The 15,008-nt window shown below is 61.4% G+C and carries 17 protein-coding genes and 1 riboswitch; of the genes, 8 read left to right on the forward strand and 9 right to left on the reverse strand.

Annotation, left to right across the window (positions count from 1 at the left end; translation table 11 throughout):
• The first annotated feature begins 7 nt into the window (after positions 1–7).
• The 4 genes from J2J98_RS11180 to sugE all read left to right on the forward strand — a co-directional run bounded on the left by J2J98_RS11180 (position 8) and on the right by sugE (position 2,556).
• Entirely contained in the window at positions 8–1,135 is a 1,128-nt protein-coding gene (locus J2J98_RS11180) for an S-(hydroxymethyl)glutathione dehydrogenase/class III alcohol dehydrogenase (protein ID WP_138396517.1), read from the forward strand.
• A complete protein-coding gene (locus J2J98_RS11185) occupies positions 1,135–1,608 on the forward strand; it encodes a GNAT family N-acetyltransferase (RefSeq protein WP_064705050.1) in 474 nt (157 codons plus the stop codon). Before J2J98_RS11180 ends, J2J98_RS11185 begins: the two co-directional genes overlap by 1 nt.
• 10 nt (positions 1,609–1,618) lie before the next feature.
• A complete protein-coding gene (locus J2J98_RS11190) occupies positions 1,619–2,077 on the forward strand; it encodes a YaiI/YqxD family protein (protein ID WP_064705051.1) in 459 nt (152 codons plus the stop codon).
• A gap of 164 nt (positions 2,078–2,241) precedes the next feature.
• Positions 2,242–2,556 carry a quaternary ammonium compound efflux SMR transporter SugE gene (gene sugE, locus J2J98_RS11195; protein WP_207601072.1) on the forward strand — a complete coding sequence of 105 codons (315 nt, stop codon included), beginning with the start codon at positions 2,242–2,244 and terminating at the stop codon, positions 2,554–2,556.
• 49 nt (positions 2,557–2,605) lie between these two features.
• Here the strand turns inward: sugE and J2J98_RS11200 are convergent, their stop codons facing one another.
• The 7 genes from J2J98_RS11200 to crcB all read right to left on the reverse strand — a co-directional run bounded on the left by J2J98_RS11200 (position 2,606) and on the right by crcB (position 8,138).
• A complete protein-coding gene (locus tag J2J98_RS11200; protein WP_064705053.1) occupies positions 2,606–2,998 on the reverse strand; it encodes a DoxX family protein in 393 nt (130 codons plus the stop codon).
• A 139-nt stretch (positions 2,999–3,137) separates the two neighbouring features.
• Entirely contained in the window at positions 3,138–4,670 is a 1,533-nt protein-coding gene (locus J2J98_RS11205; RefSeq protein ID WP_207601073.1) for an acyl-CoA carboxylase subunit beta, read from the reverse strand.
• 35 nt (positions 4,671–4,705) lie between these two features.
• Positions 4,706–5,164, reverse strand: a complete 459-nt coding sequence (locus J2J98_RS11210; protein ID WP_207601074.1) for a calponin homology domain-containing protein — start codon at positions 5,162–5,164, stop codon at positions 4,706–4,708.
• Between the two features lie 65 nt (positions 5,165–5,229).
• A complete protein-coding gene (locus tag J2J98_RS11215; RefSeq protein WP_207601075.1) occupies positions 5,230–6,015 on the reverse strand; it encodes an ATP12 family chaperone protein in 786 nt (261 codons plus the stop codon).
• A 9-nt stretch (positions 6,016–6,024) separates the two neighbouring features.
• A complete protein-coding gene (locus J2J98_RS11220) occupies positions 6,025–6,678 on the reverse strand; it encodes an HAD-IA family hydrolase (RefSeq protein WP_207601076.1) in 654 nt (217 codons plus the stop codon).
• Positions 6,675–7,673, reverse strand: coding sequence for an RluA family pseudouridine synthase (locus J2J98_RS11225; RefSeq protein WP_064705058.1), 999 nt, complete (start codon positions 7,671–7,673; stop codon positions 6,675–6,677). The genes J2J98_RS11220 and J2J98_RS11225 overlap by 4 nt, the downstream gene beginning before the upstream one ends.
• Positions 7,674–7,760: 87 nt before the next feature.
• Positions 7,761–8,138, reverse strand: a complete 378-nt coding sequence (gene crcB, locus J2J98_RS11230) for a fluoride efflux transporter CrcB (RefSeq protein ID WP_207601077.1) — start codon at positions 8,136–8,138, stop codon at positions 7,761–7,763.
• A 111-nt stretch (positions 8,139–8,249) separates the two neighbouring features.
• Between crcB and J2J98_RS11235 the strand changes: the two genes are divergently transcribed.
• Positions 8,250–8,516, forward strand: coding sequence for a hypothetical protein (locus tag J2J98_RS11235; protein WP_207601078.1), 267 nt, complete (start codon positions 8,250–8,252; stop codon positions 8,514–8,516).
• 62 nt (positions 8,517–8,578) lie between these two features.
• Here J2J98_RS11235 and J2J98_RS11240 read toward each other — a convergent pair whose 3' ends face one another.
• Positions 8,579–9,580 (reverse strand): DUF1775 domain-containing protein, encoded by a 1,002-nt coding sequence (locus J2J98_RS11240; RefSeq protein WP_207601079.1) that lies wholly within the window; start codon positions 9,578–9,580, stop codon positions 8,579–8,581.
• A 72-nt stretch (positions 9,581–9,652) separates the two neighbouring features.
• Positions 9,653–10,033 carry a hypothetical protein gene (locus J2J98_RS11245; RefSeq protein WP_207601080.1) on the reverse strand — a complete coding sequence of 127 codons (381 nt, stop codon included), beginning with the start codon at positions 10,031–10,033 and terminating at the stop codon, positions 9,653–9,655.
• 158 nt (positions 10,034–10,191) lie between these two features.
• Positions 10,192–10,284: riboswitch (glycine riboswitch) on the forward strand.
• 156 nt (positions 10,285–10,440) lie between these two features.
• Here J2J98_RS11245 and gcvT point away from each other — a divergent pair.
• The 3 genes from gcvT to gcvP are packed head-to-tail and all read left to right on the forward strand — an operon-like array spanning position 10,441 to position 14,830.
• The gene (gene gcvT / locus J2J98_RS11250) at positions 10,441–11,577 is read left to right on the forward strand and encodes a glycine cleavage system aminomethyltransferase GcvT (RefSeq protein ID WP_207601081.1); all 1,137 of its coding nucleotides are present in this window, start codon (positions 10,441–10,443) and stop codon (positions 11,575–11,577) included.
• Positions 11,578–11,603: 26 nt separating this feature from the next.
• Entirely contained in the window at positions 11,604–11,966 is a 363-nt protein-coding gene (gene gcvH / locus J2J98_RS11255; RefSeq protein WP_064705064.1) for a glycine cleavage system protein GcvH, read from the forward strand.
• Positions 11,966–14,830, forward strand: a complete 2,865-nt coding sequence (gene gcvP, locus J2J98_RS11260) for an aminomethyl-transferring glycine dehydrogenase (RefSeq protein ID WP_207601082.1) — start codon at positions 11,966–11,968, stop codon at positions 14,828–14,830. Before gcvH ends, gcvP begins: the two co-directional genes overlap by 1 nt.
• Positions 14,831–15,008 lie beyond the last annotated feature (178 nt).

Below are 15,008 nucleotides of genomic sequence, written 5' to 3' on the forward strand. Positions count from 1 at the left end.
TAGGACGATGGACGTTCGCGCCGCCGTAGCCGTTCAGGCCGGAAAACCGCTTGAAGTGATGACCGTGCAGCTCGATGGCCCGAAGGCCGGCGAAGTGCTGGTGGAGGTCAAGGCGACCGGCATCTGCCACACCGACGATTTCACCCTGTCGGGCGCCGATCCTGAGGGGCTGTTTCCGGCCATCCTCGGCCATGAGGGCGCCGGCATCGTCGTCGATGTCGGCCCGGGTGTGACCTCGGTCAAGAAGGGCGACCACGTCATTCCGCTCTATACGCCGGAATGCCGCGAATGTTATTCCTGCACGTCCCGCAAGACCAATCTGTGCACCGCGATCCGCGCCACTCAGGGTCAGGGCGTCATGCCGGACGGTACCTCGCGCTTCTCGATCGGCAAGGACAAGATCCATCACTATATGGGCTGCTCGACCTTTGCCAATTACACGGTGCTGCCGGAGATCGCGCTTGCCAAGATCAACCCGGACGCGCCCTTCGACAAGGTCTGCTACATCGGCTGCGGCGTCACCACCGGCATCGGCGCCGTCATCAATACGGCCAAGGTCGAGGTCGGATCGACGGCGATCGTCTTCGGGCTCGGCGGCATCGGTTTGAACGTCCTGCAGGGCCTGCGCCTGGCCGGCGCCGACATGATCATCGGCGTCGATATCAACCCGGACCGCAAGGCCTGGGGCGAGAAGTTCGGCATGACGCATTTCGTCAATCCGAAGGAGGTCGGCGACGACATCGTTCCCTATCTGGTCAACATGACCAAGCGCAATGGTGACCTGATCGGCGGCGCCGACTACACCTTCGACTGCACCGGCAACACCAAGGTCATGCGCCAGGCGCTGGAGGCCTGCCATCGCGGCTGGGGCAAGTCGGTCATCATCGGCGTTGCCGGCGCCGGCCAGGAAATCTCGACGCGGCCGTTCCAGCTGGTGACCGGCCGCAACTGGATGGGCACGGCCTTCGGCGGCGCCCGCGGCCGCACCGACGTGCCGAAGATCGTCGACTGGTACATGCAGGGCAAGATCCAGATCGATCCTATGATCACCCACACCATGCCGCTCGAAGACATCAACACGGGCTTCGAGCTGATGCACAAGGGTGAAAGCATCCGCGGCGTGGTGGTGTATTGATGGCTGCAGCCAACTACGGGGTCGATCTCAGGACGCTCGATGAACTCTCCGCACGAGATCTTTACGATCTCATGAGGATGCGCGTCGATGTCTTTGTCGTCGAACAAAACTGCCCGTATCCGGAACTCGATGGCAAGGATATCGATGCTCTGCATCTGCGGCTGCTGGAGGGCGCCGAACTCCTGGGCGCGGCGCGAATCCTGAAACCGTACGAGTCGCAGGATCCGTCGAAGATCGGCCGCGTCGTCGTCTCGCCTGCCCATCGCGGCAAGCGGCTGGGCGATGCATTGATGCGCGAAGCGATCACCGCCTGCGAGCAGCTTTATCCGGCAAATCCGATTGTCTTGTCGGCGCAGGCCCATCTGCGCCGCTTTTACGAATCCTTCGGCTTTGTCGGGACATCGCAGGAATATCTGGAAGACGGCATTCCCCATATCGATATGATCAGACAGCCGGCTAGTCAGCCTGCATGAGGATTTCGCAATGATCTATGTCGACGCCGATGCCTGCCCGGTGAAACCGGAAATCCTGAAGGTGGCCGAACGCCACGGTCTCGAAGTCACCTTCGTCGCCAATTCCGGGCTGCGCCCGTCCCGCGATCCGATGGTCCACAACGTCATCGTCTCCAACGCCTTCGATGCCGCCGACAACTGGATCGCCGAACGCGTGGGCGCAGGTGACGTCGTCGTTACTGCCGACGTGCCGCTTGCTGTGCGCTGCGTCGCGACCGGCGCCTTCGTCAGCGGCCCCACGGGACGTGTCTTCGACGAGACCAATATCGGCATGGCGAGCGCCATGCGCGATCTCGGCGCGCATCTGCGTGAAACCGGCGAGAGCAAGGGTTACAACGCCGCCTTCAGCCCGAAAGACCGCTCGCGTTTCCTTGAAACCTTCGATCGCCTCTGCCGCCGTGCCAAGAATCTTTCCGGCGGACAGCCATGATCCCTTCCGGAAGACCGCAAGAAACGGGTGGAATGGTGGCCAACGCGATTCGTATCTTGAAGACAGCCGTTCTCTCCATGATATAGGCACTATCGCAGACGACTGCGGCATCCCCAGGATGCAACCGTCGCGGGGACGGCCTCGCTCTTGACAAGGAGAGTCGCATGGCCTGGTTTCTGCTTTTTCTCGCCGGTCTTTTCGAATGTGGCTGGGCGATCGGCCTTAAATACACAGATGGTTTCACGCGGCCGCTGCCGACAGCGCTGACCGTCATATCGATGGTCGTCAGCATCGTGTTGCTCGGTCTGGCGGTGAAGCACCTGCCGATCGGCACCGCCTATGCGGTCTGGACCGGCATCGGCACGGTCGGCACCGTGATATTGGGAATCTGGCTGCTCGGTGACCAAACAAGTATCTCCCGTCTTGCCTGCATCACGCTGATCGTCGCCGGCATCACCGGCCTCAAACTCACCGCCTGACCCCGGAAATGCTGCGGGGCGCCGAAGCGCCCCGCAATCAATGTCAGTTTCAAGCCGTCTTGCGGTTATCGACCGCCAAAGCGCCGGGACCGGAGAAGAACAGGTAGAGGAACACGAAGCAGAACAGGATTGCGGCGTCGCCCTGATTGACAGCCGGGAAGAAGCTGTTCGGAGCATGCGCCATGAAATAAGCGACCGCCATTTGGCCGGCCAGCAGGAAGGCGACCGGACGCGTCAGCAGGCCGACCAGAATCAGGAGACCGCCGATAAGCTCCAGAAGAGCGGCGAAAAGCATCAATGGCGGCAGCGGGCCTGACATCTGCGAAGCCGGGAAACCGAAAAGCTTCATCGTACCGTGCTCGATGAACAGTAGCGCGGTCATGATTCTGAGAGCGGCCAGCCCATAGGGGCGATAGGCAGAAAGACGCTCGAAAGTTGACATTAAATCCCTCCTTTAAAAGAATAAGAGCCGAGCGTTAGCTTGTCCCCGGCGCGGATTGAACACACGGATCACTGACGGCCGTTCACATTTTCGACAGGAGGTAAACACTTGACCGGACGGTTTTATTCATCGGCCAATGTCAAAGCGGAATGTTGTCGTGTTTCTTCCAGGGATTGGCGAGGTCCTTGTTGCGCAGCATCTTCAGGCCGCGCGCCAGCCGCCGCCGGGTCGAATGCGGCATGATCACCTCGTCGACATAACCGCGTTCTGCAGCGACGAAGGGCGAGAGGAACCTGCCCTCGTACATTTTCGTGTGGGCAGCAATCTTCTCCGGATCGGCGATATCCTTGCGGAAGATGATCTCGACCGCGCCCTTGGCGCCCATCACCGCGATCTGCGCCGTCGGCCAGGCATAATTCAAGTCGCCCCGCAGATGTTTTGACGCCATCACGTCGTAGGCGCCGCCAAATGCCTTGCGGGTGATGACGGTGAGCTTCGGCACGGTCGCCTCCGCATAGGCGAAGAGCAGCTTGGCGCCATGCTTGATCAGGCCGCCATATTCCTGCGCCGTGCCCGGCAGAAAGCCCGGCACGTCGACGAAGGTGACGATCGGAATGTTGAAGCAGTCGCAGAAACGCACGAAGCGCGCCGCCTTGCGTGAGGCGTCGCTATCGAGCACGCCGGCCAGCACCATCGGTTGGTTAGCGACAAAACCGACGGTGGAGCCTTCGACGCGACCGAAGCCGCAGACGATGTTTTTGGCGAAGCTCTCCTGGATTTCGAAGAAGTCTCCCTCGTCCGCGACCTTACGGATCAATTCCTTGATATCATATGGCTTATTGGCGCTCGCTGGCACCAGTGTATCCAGCGAATTATCAATGTCGGTCACCGATTGGTAACATTCGATCTCAGGCAGCGGCGATGTGTTCGATTGCGGTAGGAAATCAATCAGCCGGCGCACCTGCAGGAGTGTATCGACATCATTGTCATACGCGCCGTCGGTAATCGATGAGCGTGTCGTGTGCACCGTGGCGCCGCCAAGCTCCTCAGCTGTCACAGTCTCGTTGGTCACCGTCTTCACCACGTCGGGACCGGTGACGAACATGTAGGAAGTGTCGCGCACCATGAAGATGAAATCGGTCATGGCAGGTGAGTAGACGTCGCCGCCAGCGCAGGGGCCCATGATGACCGAGATCTGTGGAATGACGCCAGAGGCGAGCACATTGCGCTGGAAGACCTCGGCATAACCGCCAAGTGCCGCCACGCCCTCCTGGATGCGGGCCCCGCCTGCATCGTAGATGCCGACGATCGGCGCGCGGTTCTTCAGCGCCATGTCCTGCACCTTCATGATCTTCTCGGCATGCGCTTCCGAAAGCGAACCGCCGAAGACGGTGAAGTCCTTGGCGAAGACGAAGACCGTACGGCCATTGACCGTACCCCAGCCGGTGACCACACCATCGCCGGCGATACGGCTCTTGTCCATGCCGAAATCGGTCGAGCGATGTTCGACGAACATATCGAACTCCTCGAAGGAGCCCTCATCGAGGAAGAGGTCGATGCGTTCGCGCGCCGTCAGCTTGCCGCGTTTGTGCTGAGCATGGATGCGCTCCTTGCCGCCGCCGAGACGGGCAACGCCGCGGCGGCGTTCCAGTTCTTCGAGAATTTCCTTCATGTGATCTCCCCTCGCCGCTCCTTGTTCGACATGCCTCAGCGGCTGCGTCCGCTGAGCGAGAATACCGAGCGTATCCGTGCAGCCACATCCTCGGCGATGATTTCGTCGGCGAGCTTCGGATCGGCGGCCATGCTGGTCACGTCGAAGGCGCTGACGGCAATGACCGAGCCATCCTCGACCGAAGCCGCGTCGACGCTGATCTTGGCGAGGTTGCGGTCCTTCTGAAAACCGAGGCCTTTCTGGATGGAAACCACGCGGATCGTCAGCACCACCCGCGGCAGAACGGTGTCTCGCACGGTGGCGTTGATCGCGGCATTGACACGGTCATTGATCCCCGAAAGCAGTTCGGCCGGCATGTTCGGGCCTGAGAGAACGACGGCGCTTCGAACATCGTAAAGCGGGGCCCCCGGCTTATTGGCCGAGAGGCTGACGCAGGCCGTAAGCGCAATACAGATGAGTGCGGCCCGGCAGAAACACGACCTCAGCCAAATCATTGCAAATCCCGCACTCCCCATTGGAGTCGCAGATTTCGTCATAATGCCTGGGAAGGCAATATGTTTCAGGCGCTTAGGGCGAAAAAAACATCGGCTGCAGCTTTGAACTCGACGAAGCGCTTAGCCCGCCGCTCATCGGCCTCCTCATCGCGCCCCCAATGCTCGATCGTCCAGTCTTCGTCGAGATGGGCAAGCGACCATACCTCCTCCATCGTCAGCCGGCCCTCGGCCAAGGCAAGCGCCAGGATCGCCGAGCCGGTCAGCGTCGTGATCGTGTGAAGGGCCGCTAGCGCCATCGGGTTCTGATGCCGCGCGAGCGTGACCGCAAAGGCGGCGGTCGCCTCGCGTGGCTGTTCGTGATGCATGATACCTTCGACGAGGATGAAGCGGGCGCCAAGATCGCTGGCGGCCCAGTCGATAACAGGATCCCACCGCTCGGCCTGGCGCTCGACCAGCCGCTCCGGACCTTCGGCGCGGTAACAGATCAGATCGCTCGAGGAAAAGCGCAGTATGTCCTCGAAGATCGCCTGCGTATTGGTGGCAATGCCGTCGATTGCGGTATTGACGAGCCTTGTCACCGGCATGGTGACAGGGTCGATGACCTCGGCCTGCGCGTTCCACTCAGCAGCGACGAGCCGGGCAAGCGCCTCTGTCGGGACTGCGAGAACCAGCCGTGCCGGCGTGCGCACCAGCTTGCCGTCGAGCGTGATTGCAAAACCGCCCTCGTGCTCGGCAATCGCGACATCGACATAGAAACGCTTCGGCAGCGGCTTCTTCATCTGGATCTGCGCGCGGCGGATGGGATCGGGGTGGCTCAGGCCTTCGGAAAGATCGTTTAGAAGATCGCGCATGGCGTCACCTCAGGAAAAATGGCGCAAGATCTCGTTCGGATGATAGGCGATCGCATCGGCGCCGCTGGCGATCAGCTCATCCACGCTGGCATAGCCCCAGGCAACACCGATCGCTTTTGCGCCGGCAGCCTTTGCCATTTGCATATCGTAAACCGCATCGCCAATGACAATGGTGTCGGCGGCATTCGTTCCGGTTTCGTCGCAGCATTCCGTCACCATGGCCGGATGCGGTTTGGAGGGGCAATCGTCGGCGGTGCGCGCAACGACAAAATGCTTGTCGAAGCCGTGCGTTTCCATCACGAGGTTCAGCCCGCGCCGGGATTTACCCGTCACCGCGCCGATCAGCAAATCCTCGCGGCCGCTGATCGCGTCGATCATCTCGCGAATGCCGGCAAACAGCGGCTCTTTGTATTCAAGGTCCCTGCGCACGATCGTAAACAGCGATTTGTAATGCGCTGTCATGTCGATATCCTCCTGCTCGACATGCGGCCTGCCTTGCATGCGGGCGATGGCGATATCCAGCGACAGGCCGATAATGGCTTTGGTGTGCTCAAACCGAGGCTCCGCCTTGCCGAACTTCTCGAAGGTGCGTCGCATCGTTTCGTGGATCAGCCCGGCACTGTCGACCAGCGTGCCGTCGCAATCGAAGAGAGCCAGCTTCATGCTTCATCGTCCAGGATGGGAGCCGTATTTTCGTCGAAACCGAGCAGGTTCCAGGTCTGCACCATATGCGGCGGCAAGGGCGCGGTCACGCGCAACCGTCCACCCGAGGGATGAGGGATGTCGATATGGCGGGCATGCAGGTGCAGCCGCTTCTGGATACCGCCCGGAAAATCCCAGTTTGGATCATCGTCGAAATATTTGGGATCGCCGATGATCGGATGGCCGATGTGCAGGGCATGGACACGAAGCTGGTGCGTGCGCCCAGTATAGGGCTCCATCTCCAGCCAGGCGAGACGTTGCGCCGCCGTCTCGACGATGCGGTAGTAGGACACTGCATGATCGGCGCCGTCTTCGCCATGCTTGGCAATGCGCATGCGGTCGCCGTCAACCGTAGGCTCCTTGACGAGCCAGGTCGAGATCTTGTCCTCACGCTTGCGCGGCACGCCCTTGACCAGCGACCAGTAGGTCTTCTTGGTATCGCGCTCGCGGAAGGCGGCCGTCAGCTTCTGCGCGGCACCCCGGGTGCGAGCGATGACGAGTACGCCGGAGGTGTCGCGGTCGAGGCGGTGGACGAGCCGTGGCTTCTCACCCTTCGGGCTGGTCCAGGCTTCGAGCATTTGGTCGATATGTCTGGCGACGCCGGAGCCGCCCTGTACCGCAAGGCCTGCCGGCTTGTTGAGGACGATCACCTTTTCGTCTTCGTGCAGCACCATGCGTGACAGGAGGTCGAAATCCGTGGAGTGCTTCAGATCCTTGCCGGCGATCGGCCCGGCTTTCAGCTTGGCGTCGACATCGAGCGGCGGCACGCGCACCGTCTGGCCGGGCTGCACGCGTGCATCCGATTTCACGCGCCCGCCGTCAACGCGGATCTGGCCGGAGCGCAGCAGCTTCTGCAGCGGCCCGAATCCGAGCCCCGGAAAATGCACCTTGAACCAGCGATCGAGCCGCATGCCCGCCTCATCAGGTTCAACTTTGATATGTTCTATGCCAGCCATGATTAGTCTTTCGGAAATTGCAGCGCGGGCCAAGCCGGCGTTCTTGCCGCAGCCTTAGAGCATTTTCATGCAAAACGGAAACCGGAATCAGACCAAGGCACGCATGATGGCGAGGCCCGCGAAGACTGCCACCATCGAAAGGCCGACGCTGGCTGCCACGTAGATGCCGCCGGCAACAGCCTCGCCGCGCTCGAAGAGCGAGATGGCGTCGAGCGAAAAGGCCGAGAAGGTGGTGAAGCCGCCGAGAAAGCCGGTGATCAGCAGCAGGCGCAGTTCCAGCGAGGCATTGAACTTCCGCGCGATCAGTTCAGCCAAGACGCCGATGACGAAACAGCCGACGACATTGACGGCGAGAGTGCCCCAGGGGAATGCCGGCCCCATAAGCCTCAGCGCCCATTGGCCGACAAAATATCTGAGGAGGGAACCGATGGCGCCACCGACGGCGACGAGGAGAGCCTGGATCATGGGCGGGATATCCCAGTTTGAGCGATCGTGACGGAATAAATTCTTTCAATTCAGTAAAATGCCAGCGGTTTTCTTATGCCCGTGCCAAGATCCTGTCGATACTGTGCCGGCATGACCCAGCTCCTGTCCATTTCGGCAAGCACCGCCGCCATTGCTTTGGAATCGCTGAGAATACCGCAGCGTGTTGCGACGAGCACCGCCGCGCGCGAAGCGCGACGTCTCGCCGACCGGCAATTGAGGGCCGAAGGCACTGAGGGGATCGACGATCCCGCCAGCATTATCCAGTCGACGGAAGTAGCACTCGACCTGATGGAAAAGGGCAATCGCCAGCCCCAGGCAGGTCTCAAGCAGGCACTGCAATCCTACGAGGACGTCTGAGGCAATCGCCATTCCGGCGAAAAACCCTCCCCGCGGGCCTCTCTGCGTCAACCGGCCCGTGCTCACTTGCCTTGTGCCGAAAGTACCTGCAGCACCAGGTCGACCTTACCGGCCTTTTCGAAGGTCAGCGTCACCGGCACTGTGTCGCCCTGCTTAAACGGCGTCTTTACCTTCTGGAACATGAGATGCAGATTGCCGGGCTCCAGCTTCACTGTTTCGCCCGCGGCAATGGCGATGCCGTCCTTCAATTGGCGCATCCGCATGACATTGTCCTTGGTCACCATCTCATGGATCTGAACCTCGCCTGCGGCCGGCGACGCTACCGATAGCAGTCGATCATCCATCTTGCCGTTGTTTTTCACGGTGAAAAACCCACCGCCGACCGGCTGGCCCGGCAGCATCGCCTTGGCGAAGGCGCCGGAGATCTCAAGATCGCCGGCCTTGGCGGTTTCGTTAGGCGGCGCTGTCGATGTCGCTGACATCTCCATGCCGGTATTACCGGTCATGTCCATCCCGGCCATGTCGTCGTGGTCATGCCCGTGACCCTCCCTAGCAACAATCTTCAGGAGAGGCGCCGGACTTTTAAGGTTATGCGCATCGCCACCTTCCCTAGCCACCTGATCCCAAGCCTCGACCGCGTCGCCGCACATCTGCGTCACCGGAAAGGCAAGAAAGGTCCCGGCCTCGACGCCAGAAACCTTACCTTGAATGACGAAAGTATCGTAGAAATCGTCGGAAAGATTGCCGCTCTTCCAGCGTATCTCGACCGCACCGGCCTTCACCTTGTCGCCGTGATTGTCGTAGGTCTTCTGGTAATCGCCCTTGAGCACTTCGAGTTCCCATCCCGCTTTCGGCTGCGGCTTGGCGAAAACGAAGCCTTCCGGAAGCTTGACCCGCACTTCCGTGGTCGCCTTGCCGTCACAACCATGCGGCACCTGCAGCGTGGCAAGAATGGTGCTGTCCTGCGTCGCCTGCTTGTCGAGGAAGCTCACATGCGCTTCGGCGCCGGCAAAGGCAGTTGCGGAAATCAGGGTGGCAAGCCCAAACGTCTTGATTGTTTTCATCGGAAATCTCCTCGCCGGCTGCGAACTTCTTTGGGACGAACCGGCATGCTGCGTCATGGATTAGGAGGCAGATCAGGCGAGGATGGGAGGCGCGCGGGAATTCGGGCGGCTGACGGTGCCTGCCCCGGCAATCGCGGCTGTTTCGATCGGTGAATTGGTCAGCGAGGCGAGCTTGCGCTCCAACCATGAACCTTCATCCGGCGTCGGCAGGATCACCGAGGCGGACAGCCGGCAGGCTTCGCAATTCGGCTTGAAAACAACGGTCTTGCCGTGGGCCTCCTTTACGGTGACGCAGAGCGAGGCAAAGGTGCCGTCTGGCAGCATATAGGCCGCAGCATCATAACCATCGGAAGCGGCAGCCTGCGGCACCTGATGGGCAAAGCCGAGCAAAAGCAGGCTCAATGCGCAAAGCATGCGCAGGAAGAGCGTCGCTTTCAGTCCGGTCCGCCGCATGAGATCCCCTTCAACAGCATGTCGCGATAGCCGGTTTCCTTGCCGAATGCAAAAGCAGATTTGCCTCAGATCCCGGCTTGCACCTGAGTATGGCGACAAAAATTTGTCAGGTCACGACATTTGGTCTTGCCAAGCGCCACACCCGCCGGATAATTGCGCCAACCCTGTTGGGAGAATCCGGTGCTTTTGCCACCGGTGCCGAAGGAGCAACCGCCCCGGAAACTCTCAGGCCAAAGGACCAGCAAGGGGCAGACGGAACTCTGGAGAGAAGCGTTCTCGAAACGCTCGCCGAAGGGATAACAATCTCAGGCGTCAAGGACAGAGGGGCTCAGGAGAGAAGCGCGCAGCCGCGCCTTCAGATTTGAGCCCGCGCCTTTTCAACAAGGCGCAAACCCCGGAGGCGTCGTTTGGACGATACTGCTGCCCTTAAGAAAACCCCGCTGCATGCCCTGCATCTGTCGCTCGGCGCCCGCATGGTGCCGTTTGCGGGCTACGACATGCCGGTGCAATATCCCGCAGGCGTGATGAAGGAGCATCTTCATACCCGCACCGAGGCCGGCCTGTTCGATGTCTCGCATATGGGCCAGATCATCGTGAAGGCGAAGTCGGGCACTTACGAGGATGCGGCGCTGGCGCTCGAAAGCCTGGTGCCGGTCGATATTCTCGGGCTGGCCGAAGGCCGACAGCGCTATGGCTTCTTCACCGACGATACCGGCGGCATTCTCGACGATCTGATGATCACCCATGTCGACGACCACCTTTTCGTCGTCGTCAACGCCGCCTGCAAGGAGGCCGATCTCGCCCATCTGCAGGCCAATATCGGCGACCAGTGCGACATCACCCTTCTGAACCGCGCTTTGATCGCGTTGCAGGGGCCGCGCGCGGTCGAGGTTCTCGCCGAACTCTGGGCCGACGTCGCGGCGATGAAATTCATGGACGTGCGCCACTGCCGCCTGCACGACATTTCCTGCCTGGTCTCGCGCTCCGGCTATAGCGGCGAGGACGGCTTCGAAATCTCCATCCCGGCTGATAAGGCCGAAGATGTCGCCATGCGGTTGCTCGAACATCCCGACGTCCAGGCGATCGGCCTCGGCGCGCGCGATTCGCTGCGCCTGGAAGCAGGCCTCTGCCTTTACGGCAACGATATCGACACGACCACCTCGCCGGTCGAGGCGGCCCTCGAATGGGCGATGCAGAAGGCAAGGCGCGCAGGCGGCGCGCGGGCCGGCGGTTTCCCCGGCTCCGGCCGCATCCTCTCCGAACTCGAAAATGGGGCAGCCCGCCGCCGTGTCGGCCTGAAACCGGAAGGCAAGGCGCCGGTGCGCGGCCATGCCAAGCTCTACGCCGATGCCGAGGGCAAGACCGAAATCGGCGAAGTCACTTCAGGCGGCTTCGGCCCGAGCGTCGAAGGTCCCGTCGCCATGGGCTACCTGCCGATCTCCCATGCTGCGGTAGGCAACCAAGTCTATGCCGAAGTGCGCGGCAAGTTCCTGCCCGTCACCGTCTCTGCCCTGCCCTTCGTTACGCCGACCTACAAACGCTGAACCCGTTTCCCGAAAGGATTTTTTCCATGCTGAAATTTACCGCTGAACATGAATGGCTCGAGCTCGACGGCGATGTCGCAACCGTCGGCATCACCACCTATGCCGTCGAACAGCTTGGCGATCTCGTTTTCGTCGAATTGCCCGAAGTCGGCAAGAGCTTCGCCAAGAACGACGATGCGGCGACCGTCGAGTCTGTCAAGGCAGCCTCCGAGGTTTATTGTCCGCTCGACGGCGAGATCACCGCGGTCAACGAGGCGATCGTCGCCGATCCGTCGCTCATCAATTCCGATCCTCAAGGCGCCGGCTGGTTCTTCAAGTTGAAGCTCAAGAACCCCGCTGATGCTGACGGCCTGCTCGACGAGGCCGCCTACAAGGAGCTCATCGCGTAATGACAACGCCGACCGAATTCCAGTTCACCGACTATCAGCCCTACGATTTCGCCAATCGCCGTCATATCGGCCCCTCGCCGTCCGAAATGACCGAGATGCTGAAGGTGATCGGTTATAACAGCCTCGACGGCTTGATCGACGCGACGCTGCCGCCCGCCATCCGCCAGAAGGCGCCGCTCGTCTGGGGCGCGCCGATGACCGAGCGCGAGGCGCTCGATAAGCTGCGCGAGACCGCCAACAAGAACAAGGTGCTCGTTTCGCTGATCGGCCAGGGTTACTACGGCACGATCACGCCGCCGGTGATCCAGCGCAACATCCTGGAAAATCCAGCCTGGTACACGGCCTATACGCCCTACCAGCCGGAGATCAGCCAGGGGCGCCTCGAAGCGCTGCTGAACTACCAGACGATGATCTCAGACCTCACCGGTCTTGACGTAGCCAATGCCTCGCTGCTCGACGAGGCGACCGCCGCCGCCGAAGGCATGGCGATGGCCGAGCGCGTCTCGAAGTCCAAGGCGAAGGCCTTCTTCGTCGATGCCGACTGCCATCCGCAGACGATCGCTCTCATCCGCACCCGCGCCGAGCCGCTCGGCTGGCAGGTCATCGTCGGCAATCCCTTCACCGATCTCGATCCCGTCGACGTCTTCGGCGCGATTTTCCAGTATCCCGGCACACATGGTCACGTGCATGATTTCACCGGCCTGATCTCCCGCCTGCACCAGACCGGCGCCATCGCCGTGGTCGCAGCCGACATTCTGGCGCTGACGTTGTTGAAATCGCCTGGCGAAATGGGTGCCGACATCGCCGTCGGCTCCTCGCAACGTTTCGGTGTCCCCGTCGGCTACGGCGGTCCGCATGCCGCCTATATGGCCGTCAAGGATGCCATCAAGCGTTCCATGCCCGGCCGACTCGTCGGCGTGTCCGTAGACGCCCGCGGCAACCGCGCCTACCGCCTCTCACTGCAGACACGCGAGCAGCATATCCGCCGTGAAAAGGCGACATCCAACATCTGCACCGCCCAGGTGCTGCTCGCCGTCATGGCCTCCATGTACGCCGTCTTCCATGGTCCGAAGGGCATCAAGGCGATTGCCCAGCAGGTGCACCAGAAGGCCGTGCTGATGGCCAAGGGTCTGGAGAAGCTCGGCTATAAGGTCGAGCCGGAAAGCTTCTTCGACACGATCACCGTCGATGTCGGCCATATGCAGGGCCTGATTTTGCGCGCCGGTGTCGCCGAAGGCGTCAATCTGCGCAAGGTCGGCGAGACCAAGATCGGCATGAGCCTCGACGAACGCACGCGGCCTGCGACACTCGAAGCCGTCTGGCGCGCCTTCGGCGGCAGTTTCGCGATCGCAGATTTCGAGTCTTCCTATCGCCTGCCGAAGGGCCTGCTCAGGACCAGCGATTATCTCACCCACCCGATCTTCCACATGAACCGGGCCGAAAGCGAAATGACGCGTTACATCCGCAGGCTTTCCGACCGTGATCTCGCGCTCGACCGCGCGATGATCCCGCTTGGCTCCTGCACGATGAAGCTGAATGCGACAGCGGAAATGCTGCCGATCACCTGGCCGGAATTTTCCGACATCCATCCCTTCGTGCCCGCGGACCAGGCGCTCGGCTACCGCGAGATGATCGATGACTTCACGGAAAAGCTCTGCGCCGTGACCGGCTACGATGCCTTTTCCATGCAGCCGAATTCCGGCGCTCAAGGCGAATATGCCGGCCTGCTGACGATCCGCAACTACCATATCGCCAACGGCCAAGGCCACCGCGACGTCTGCCTGATCCCGACCTCCGCGCACGGCACCAACCCTGCCTCGGCTCAGATGGTCGGCATGAAGGTCGTGGTCGTCAAGGTCCGCGAAAATGGCGACATCGACATGGACGATTTCCGCGCCAAGGCTGAGGAGCATGCGGCCAATCTGTCCTGCTGCATGATCACCTATCCCTCGACCCACGGCGTGTTCGAGGAAACAGTCAAGGAAATCTGCGATCTGGTGCATCAGCATGGTGGCCAGGTCTATCTCGACGGCGCCAACATGAACGCCATGGTCGGGCTGTCCCGACCCGGTGACATCGGCTCCGACGTCTCCCACCTCAACCTGCACAAGACCTTCTGCATTCCGCATGGCGGTGGCGGCCCCGGCATGGGCCCGATCGGCGTCAAGGCGCATCTGGCGCCCCACCTGCCAGGCCACCCGGAAACCGACGGCCGTCCGGGTGCGGTTTCGGCGGCAGCCTTCGGCTCGGCATCGATCCTGCCGATTTCCTGGAGCTACTGCCTGATGATGGGAGGCGAAGGCCTGACGCAGGCGACCAAGGTGGCGATCCTCAACGCCAACTACATCGCCAGCCGGCTGAAGGGCGCCTATGACGTGCTCTACAAGTCGCAGACCGGCCGCGTCGCGCATGAATGCATCATCGACACCCGCCCGCTGGTCGACAGCGCAGGCGTGACAGTAGACGATGTCGCCAAGCGCCTGATCGATTGCGGCTTCCATGCTCCGACGATGAGCTGGCCGGTCGCCGGCACGCTGATGATCGAGCCGACGGAAAGCGAGACCAAGGCCGAACTCGACCGCTTTTGCGAGGCCATGCTGGCCATCCGCGAGGAAGCCCGCGCCATCGAGGAAGGCCGCATGGACAAGATCAACAACCCGCTGAAGAACGCCCCCCACACGGTGGAAGATCTCGTCGGCGAGTGGGATAGACCCTATAGTCGCGAGCAGGCCTGCTTCCCGCCCGGCGCCTTCCGCGTCGACAAATACTGGTCGCCGGTCAACCGGGTCGACAATGTCTATGGCGACCGCAACCTCATCTGCACCTGCCCGCCGGTCGAGAGTTATGCGGAGGCTGCGGAGTAACATGAAGTCCGCAAGCCCCTCCCGCCAGTGCGGGAGGGGCCGCCTGCAGTTCGGCCGTTCATGCGCCGCACGGGCTCGACCCGACGCAGCCATTCCGTAGCACGCGATTCAAATTCAATCTTTCTTAGCAAGTCTCTGTTAGCAATTCGAAATGGGCGGTTTCCATTCATCATGGATG

The organism is Rhizobium bangladeshense (assembly GCF_017357245.1).
GTDB classification, from domain to species: Bacteria; Pseudomonadota; Alphaproteobacteria; order Rhizobiales; family Rhizobiaceae; genus Rhizobium; species Rhizobium bangladeshense.

Bases quoted from the DNA above. Each gene is read 5' to 3' on its own strand.
- J2J98_RS11190 (WP_064705051.1), top strand. From the start codon at position 1,619: ATGATCTATGTCGACGCCGATGCCTGCCCGGTGAAACCGGAAATCCTG.
- gcvH (WP_064705064.1), top strand. From the start codon at position 11,604: ATGCTGAAATTTACCGCTGAACATGAATGGCTCGAGCTCGACGGCGAT.
- J2J98_RS11205 (WP_207601073.1), bottom strand. From the start codon at position 4,670: ATGAAGGAAATTCTCGAAGAACTGGAACGCCGCCGCGGCGTTGCCCGT.
- J2J98_RS11185 (WP_064705050.1), top strand. From the start codon at position 1,135: ATGGCTGCAGCCAACTACGGGGTCGATCTCAGGACGCTCGATGAACTC.
- sugE (WP_207601072.1), top strand. From the start codon at position 2,242: ATGGCCTGGTTTCTGCTTTTTCTCGCCGGTCTTTTCGAATGTGGCTGG.
- gcvP (WP_207601082.1), top strand. From the start codon at position 11,966: ATGACAACGCCGACCGAATTCCAGTTCACCGACTATCAGCCCTACGAT.
- J2J98_RS11180 (WP_138396517.1), top strand. From the start codon at position 8: ATGGACGTTCGCGCCGCCGTAGCCGTTCAGGCCGGAAAACCGCTTGAA.
- J2J98_RS11240 (WP_207601079.1), bottom strand. From the start codon at position 9,580: ATGAAAACAATCAAGACGTTTGGGCTTGCCACCCTGATTTCCGCAACT.
- J2J98_RS11225 (WP_064705058.1), bottom strand. From the start codon at position 7,673: ATGGCTGGCATAGAACATATCAAAGTTGAACCTGATGAGGCGGGCATG.
- crcB (WP_207601077.1), bottom strand. From the start codon at position 8,138: ATGATCCAGGCTCTCCTCGTCGCCGTCGGTGGCGCCATCGGTTCCCTC.
- J2J98_RS11210 (WP_207601074.1), bottom strand. From the start codon at position 5,164: ATGATTTGGCTGAGGTCGTGTTTCTGCCGGGCCGCACTCATCTGTATT.
- J2J98_RS11235 (WP_207601078.1), top strand. From the start codon at position 8,250: ATGACCCAGCTCCTGTCCATTTCGGCAAGCACCGCCGCCATTGCTTTG.
- J2J98_RS11200 (WP_064705053.1), bottom strand. From the start codon at position 2,998: ATGTCAACTTTCGAGCGTCTTTCTGCCTATCGCCCCTATGGGCTGGCC.
- J2J98_RS11215 (WP_207601075.1), bottom strand. From the start codon at position 6,015: ATGCGCGATCTTCTAAACGATCTTTCCGAAGGCCTGAGCCACCCCGAT.
- J2J98_RS11220 (WP_207601076.1), bottom strand. From the start codon at position 6,678: ATGAAGCTGGCTCTCTTCGATTGCGACGGCACGCTGGTCGACAGTGCC.
- J2J98_RS11245 (WP_207601080.1), bottom strand. From the start codon at position 10,033: ATGCGGCGGACCGGACTGAAAGCGACGCTCTTCCTGCGCATGCTTTGC.